Consider the following 6,000-nt stretch of genomic DNA (forward strand, 5'->3'; position numbering starts at 1 on the left):
GAACGGCCAGGGCCCTGAATGAAGCGGGCCGCCGCGCTCCCGGCCAAGGATCGCGCGGCGGCCCCGGGCCCACACCCCCAACAGAGAAGAGGTAGACCCGTGAGGTCGATTGTTGCAGGCCAGACGGCCCTGACGGAGGGCGAGTTCGCCGAGCTGGCGCTCGGCGTGGACTCCGAGTTCACTCGCCTGTTCACCGGGGTGCCCGGTGAGAGCGAGGCGGAGCGCGCCGCCCGGATGGACGCCGCGGCCGACATCGTGGCGGACCTGCGCCGGGAGGACCCGGCGCTGGCCGCCTACGCCGAGCGCCTGCTGAGCGCCGCGCCGGTGCCGCTGCGGCGCCCGGCCGTCATCCGCCGCACCGCGAGCACCGCCCGGGTGGCGGCGTGAAGCGGGCCGCCGGACGGATGGACCTGCTGGCCTGGCTGGCGATGAGCGCGGCCGTCGTCGTCTCGGCGCACGGAGAGTGGGCGCTGGCCGTCGACAGCGGATTTCACCCCGTCGTCGCCGCCGGCCTCCCCCTGGCCCTGGACACCTACGCGCTGCGGGCCCTTCGGGCCGGCCGGGAGGTGTTCCCGCCGGTGCTCGGGATGATCGCCACGAACGCCGCCGCGCACCTGCTCGGCGCCGGCGTCATCACCCCGGACTGGCGGCTGATCGTCGCCGTCTCGGCGATCGCCCCGCTCGTCCTGTGGCGGGTGCACGTCCTGCACACCTACACCACGCCCGCCGCCGAAGACCCGGAGCAGGCGGCGGAGGACGACCTGCCGCCGTTGTGGGCCGAGCCCGTACCCGCCCCGGGCGGGCCGTATCCGGCGGACGTACCCGCCGCACCCGCGCCGCCCGAGGCGTACCCGCAACCCGTACCCGCCGCAGCCGAGGCCGCCCCGTTGCCCGCCGCCGAGCCGGTGGTGGAGTTGGAGTTCTGCCCGCTCCCGCCCCGCCCCGTACTCGCAGCCGGGCCGGAGCGTATCCGCCCGTACCCGGCTGCCGAGTACGTACCCGAGGACGGCGGATACACCGGATACACCCGCCCCGACCAGCGCGAACAGCCCGAAGACCTCGACGAGCTGACCCCGGTCGCCGCCGAGCACTTCGCCACCGTACTCGCCGACGGCGCCCTCCCCTCCATCCGTACCCTGCGCGCCGAGTACGGCATCGGACAGCCCCGCGCCCAGCGAGTACAGGACCAGCTCCGCACTCGCCAGGCGACCGCCCCCACGCCCGTCGCCGCCTGAACCCCGGGAGACCGCAGTCATGTCCGTGACCCAGATCAATGTGATCAGCTTCGGGTACCTGCACGGCGCCCCGCCCGAGGCCCACCTCACCCTCGACCTGCGCCGCCACTTCCGTGACCCCCACGTCGACCCCGCCCTGCGCCACCAGACCGCTCACGACCTGCCGGTCCGTCGGGCCGTCCTGGGCACCCCGGGCATCCGGGAGGCCATCACCGCCGCCGCGCTGGTCGCCGACGCGTTCGACGCCGGGCCGAGCGAGGCGCCGCTGACCATCGCGGTCGGCTGCGCGGGCGGCCGGCACCGGGCCGCGACCGTCGCCATGGCCATCGCCCGGCGCGTCGGCAAGACCGGCACCGCCGTCCACCTCACCCACCGCGACCTCGGCAAGCCCGTCGTGGACCGCTGAGCCAGGGAGGAAGCGATGTCCGAACCTCCCGCGCCGACGCTGGTCGAGGTCACGACCGTCCCCCAGATCCAGCCGCCCACCGCCGGTCCTGCGGTGAAGACACCACCCGCCCCCGCCCCCGCCCCCGTTGGCGGGGCGGTACCGGGGGTGCCGCTCGCGGTGGCCGTGGCGAACGCGCTCGGCGGCACCGTCGCCGGGGCGCTGTCCCTCAGCGGCCCCGTCGCCCTCGCCGTGGCCGGCACCGCCGCGGGCGCAGCTGCGATCGGCGGCCTGGCCCGCCGCTCCCGCACCCCCCGCCGCCACACCCCGCACACCGCCGCCCGCCGCGCCGCCGCTCAGCGCGCCGCCGCGCCGGGTGGCCTCTTCACCCCCGCCCCGACCAGCCGCGCCCGGGCAGGCGGCGTCAGCTCGCCTTCCCTCTCGGCCCGTTCCGCGCCGTCCGGTGCCCGTTCGGCCGGCCGTGCCGCCGCTCCGGCGGGGGCCGCCGCCGGGCGGGCGTCCGCCGCTCCCGCCTCCTCCTCCGTGTCTCGGAAAGGACCCTCCGCCATGGGTCGAACGGCCGGAACCCCGTCCCCCGCCCGCAGCGCGACCGGGCCGTCCGGCACGGCCGCCGGCCCCCGCTCGAAGGCCGGTGGGCCGCGCCACCGGGCGGGCGGCGGTGCCGCGCACACCCTGGCCAAGGCCGCGTCCCGTCTGCCCGGCTCCGCCCCGCACGCCGGGGCCGGCGGCGGGCAGGTCGACCGGCGGGCCGAGCGGCGGGACCGGCGGCTCGCGAAGGTCGCCGAGCGCACCGCCCGCAGGGTGGCCAAGGGTCAGGCCAGGGCCGAGCGGGCCGCCGGGATCGACCCCGCGACCGGCGCGGGCGTCCACCCGGCGGGGCCCGGCGTCCTGCGCGGCTCGGGTCCCTCGCCGGTGCAGGCGAAGGCCCTGCGCCGCTCGGCGGCGCGTCACCGGGCGCGGATGGCCGGTGTCGCCGCCGCGACCGGCCTGGTCGGCCTGGCGTCGGCGGCGGTCGGCAACTGGCGCCACAAGGGCAAGGTCGCGGGCCACGTGCGCCGCACCTGGGCCCGGATGGCCGCCCGGGCCCGCGCCGTGCGCGCCGCCCGGGACGCGGCGATCCTGGGCACCGCCAATCCGACCGGCACCCACAACACCCCGGTCGCCGGGGCGGTGTCGGTGCCGGTTCCCGCCCAGTACGTCAACATCCCCGGCCGCCCCACCCCCACCCCGGCCGGCACCACCGCCACCCCCAATGCCGGTGGCATCGTCGCGGCCGAGATCTTCGGCCGCCCCTCCCGGCCCGACACCACCCCCGCCGTCGCCCCGATCACCCTCGGCCAGTCCACCGTGAAGGAGTCCACCGTGTCCGACCTCGACGGCAGCACCACCGCCGCCTCGTTCAACCTCACCTCCGCCGCCGACGTCCTGCTCCAGGCCGCGACCACCTTCGACCCCGAGACGATGATCGAGTTCGGCGCGTTCGCCGACGACCTGCCCGTCGCGTTCACCACGCTCCAGGACGTCCTGCGCGTCCTCGCCGAGCAGGCCGCCGAGCGCCTGCCCCTCGACCCGGCCGTGGTCGAGGAGATCAGCCAGGGCTACCGGGCCATGGGCGCCGTCGTCCACGCCCTCGACGAGGTCGCCCCCACCTTCCGCAAGGCCCACGCCGAGGACCTGGAGCGCCACGAGAACCCCCGCAACGGCCTGGACGCCGAGCGGAAGTGGAACGTCTGACCCCTCCTCTCCCCAGCACCCACACCCCTGCCGGGCCGTCCACACCCTGTGGACGGCCCGGCCCCGTACGGCTGGAGACCACCGCATGACCAAGACCACCAAGACCACCGGCCCCAAGGTGGACTGGAAGGCCGGACACGGCGTCCTGTCCGGCACCCTCAACGCCACCGCCGGCGCGCTGACCACGACCGCGCTCGGCCACGCGAGCGGCATGCCCGCCACCTGGGCGCTCGCCGCCGGCACCGCCGGGGCGCTCGGCACCATCGGATCGGGCCTGCGCAAGCGCCTGACCGCCGCCACCCTCACCTTCCGCAGCACGTGCTGGATGACGGCCGGCGGCTGGTCGTCCTGGGCCCTCGCCCACGGCGGGCCGTGGCAGTGGCCCGAGATCGGCTCGCTCGCCGCCGCCGGGATCGCCGCCGGCACCCTCGCCGTCGGCTTCGCCGCCCACGAGGAAGTCGAGCAGGCCAAGCGCCAACACCTCCTGCTGATCGGCGCCCGCCGCCAGATCGCCGCCGAGTGGACCGACCGCATCAAGCGCGTCTGCAACGTGGACGTCACCGTCCTGGGGATCGAGCACTGGCCCTCAGGCGCCGGCTACACGCTGGAGATCGAACTACCCGAGGGCGGCACCACCCGACGGTCCATCACCGACCGCACCGAAGGCCTCGGCTCCGACCTCGACCTGCCCGACGGCTGCGGACTCCAGGTCATGCCCGGCATCTCCCGACGCCGCGTCCTCATCCAGGTCACCACCAAGGTCCTCACCGACCAACTCCTCTTCCCCGTCGACGAGATGGGCGAGGTCACCACGGTCAACAACCCGATCCCGGTCGCGCTCATGTCGAACGGGATGCGGGCGGAGATGGACCTGCGGCAGGCCTCCACGATCGTGACCGGGCCGACCGGCAGCGGCAAGACCAACTGGCTCCACTCGCTGATCGCCCGCCTGCTCCAGACGAACGACACGCTCGTGTGGGTGATCGACCTCAACGCCGGGAGCATCGGCCTGCCCTGGCTGAACGCCTGGCGCGACGCCCAACTCCACCGCCCCACCTCACGCTGGGCCGACGCCGAGATCCCCGTGCCGGGCGTGGACTGGGTGGCCTCCACCCCGGAGGAGGCCAAGCGCATGCTGGCGGCGGCGGTGCGGATCGCCAAGCGCCGCAAGGCCGCCTACCAGGACGCCATGCGCGACGCCAACGACGACAAGCTCCCCGTCGGCCCCACCGTGCCGGAGATCGTCATCGTCATGGACGAAGGCGCCGAGGTCGCCGCCACCCGCGAAGCCCGCGCCGTCCTCGCCGGCGTCTCGGAGGTCATCCGCATCGCCCGCGCCATGGCCATCCGCGCCGTGGTGTCCGTCCTGCGCGTCACCCAGGACGTCATGCCCGACCCGCTCGTACGCAAGATGGCGTCCAACCGGCTCGCGACCGGCGCGTTCGAGGACTCCGAACTGGGCCACCTCTTCGGCTGGCGCGCCCTGCGCGCCGAGGACAGCTTCTCGGGGCCGGGGTCGGTACTGGTCGGCACCGAGGGCAAGCAGCCCGCCAAGGCCCGCCAGCCGCGCATCACCCCCGACATGATCGAGGAGATCAGCGCACTCACCTCCCACCGCCGCCCCGCCCTCGACACCCCCTCCCTCGAGGCCGCCGGCACCGACTACACCGACCGCTGGCTGCTGGAACGCTGCGGCCACCTCTGGGCCACCGACACCGAGACCGTCACCACCCCCGCGTCGGCTACCAGTACCGCCACCACCCCGGGCGCCGCCGGCACCACCACCACGGGTGCCGGGACCGGCCGGGGCGCCGCCCCGACGGGTGGGTGGAAGGCCACCGCCGGATGGGACACCCCCGCCGAGGCGCCGGCCGACGACCTCGAATCGATCTGGCTCCTGCCCGCCGCCGGCACCGAGACCGACAACACCCCGCCCGGCACCGACTGGTCCGACCCGTCCACCTGGTCCACCGGCCGCGAGCCCGCCGCGCCGGAGACGCCCGACGCGAAGGACGCCGCGCTGCGACTGCTGCGCGACGCCGGGCCCGAGGGCACCGGCGCATCCGCCATGGAACGGGCCCTGAAGGACACCTACGGCACCCGCCGCCCGGTGCTCCAGAACTGGCTCAAGGCATGGGTCGAAAGCGGCGACGCGCTCCGCATCGGCGAGGGCAGCAAGACCCGCTACGTCCACCGCGACCACGCCCCCGACGCCTGACCCCGACCGCCTGTCTGTCACCTGTCACCCCGCCCCACACAGGGGGGCACCTGAGGCTCCCGGAACCTGTCACCCCCTCTGTGACCTGCGGATTACAGGTGACAGACAGGTGACAGGCGACAGGTGACAGACAGGCCGGATGACACCCCGGATGACAGGCACCACCACCCGCCCCCACGCACCTCCAGGCGGGCCGCCCACGCCTCGAACCGCCCCTCGGAAGAGAGCCCCGCCGTGATCGTTGCGCTCAGCACCACCGTCCTGTTCGCGATCATCTCCGCCGTCCTCATCCGGGGCCGACGCGTCTCCCTACCCACCGCGCTCGTGCTCTGGCTCTCCGGCTTCACCGCCGCCGGAACCGGCGCCGCCGGACCCGTGAACGACTTCCTCGCCTCCCTCGTCCGACT

At 75.5% G+C, this 6,000-nt stretch carries 5 protein-coding genes; all 5 read left to right on the top strand.

Translation table 11 applies throughout. From position 1 onward, the window contains the following. Nucleotides 1–99: 99 nt before the first annotated feature. The 5 genes from ACFZBX_RS18870 to ACFZBX_RS18890 all read left to right on the top strand — a co-directional run bounded on the left by ACFZBX_RS18870 (nucleotide 100) and on the right by ACFZBX_RS18890 (nucleotide 5,593). A complete protein-coding gene (locus ACFZBX_RS18870) occupies nucleotides 100–387 on the top strand; it encodes a hypothetical protein (protein ID WP_391534849.1) in 288 nt (95 codons plus the stop codon). Next, nucleotides 384–1,235 carry a hypothetical protein gene (locus tag ACFZBX_RS18875; protein WP_391534850.1) on the top strand — a complete coding sequence of 284 codons (852 nt, stop codon included), beginning with the start codon at nucleotides 384–386 and terminating at the stop codon, nucleotides 1,233–1,235. The genes ACFZBX_RS18870 and ACFZBX_RS18875 overlap by 4 nt, the downstream gene beginning before the upstream one ends. A gap of 19 nt (nucleotides 1,236–1,254) precedes the next feature. Next, nucleotides 1,255–1,641, top strand: a complete 387-nt coding sequence (locus tag ACFZBX_RS18880; RefSeq protein ID WP_391534851.1) for an ATPase — start codon at nucleotides 1,255–1,257, stop codon at nucleotides 1,639–1,641. Nucleotides 1,642–1,656: 15 nt separating this feature from the next. Next, a complete protein-coding gene (locus ACFZBX_RS18885; protein ID WP_391534852.1) occupies nucleotides 1,657–3,375 on the top strand; it encodes a hypothetical protein in 1,719 nt (572 codons plus the stop codon). 85 nt (nucleotides 3,376–3,460) lie between these two features. Next, nucleotides 3,461–5,593, top strand: a complete 2,133-nt coding sequence (locus ACFZBX_RS18890) for a hypothetical protein (protein WP_391534853.1) — start codon at nucleotides 3,461–3,463, stop codon at nucleotides 5,591–5,593. Nucleotides 5,594–6,000: the final 407 nt, after the last annotated feature.

This window comes from Kitasatospora sp. NPDC008115 (assembly GCF_042957205.1).
Taxonomy (GTDB): Bacteria; Actinomycetota; Actinomycetes; order Streptomycetales; family Streptomycetaceae; genus Kitasatospora.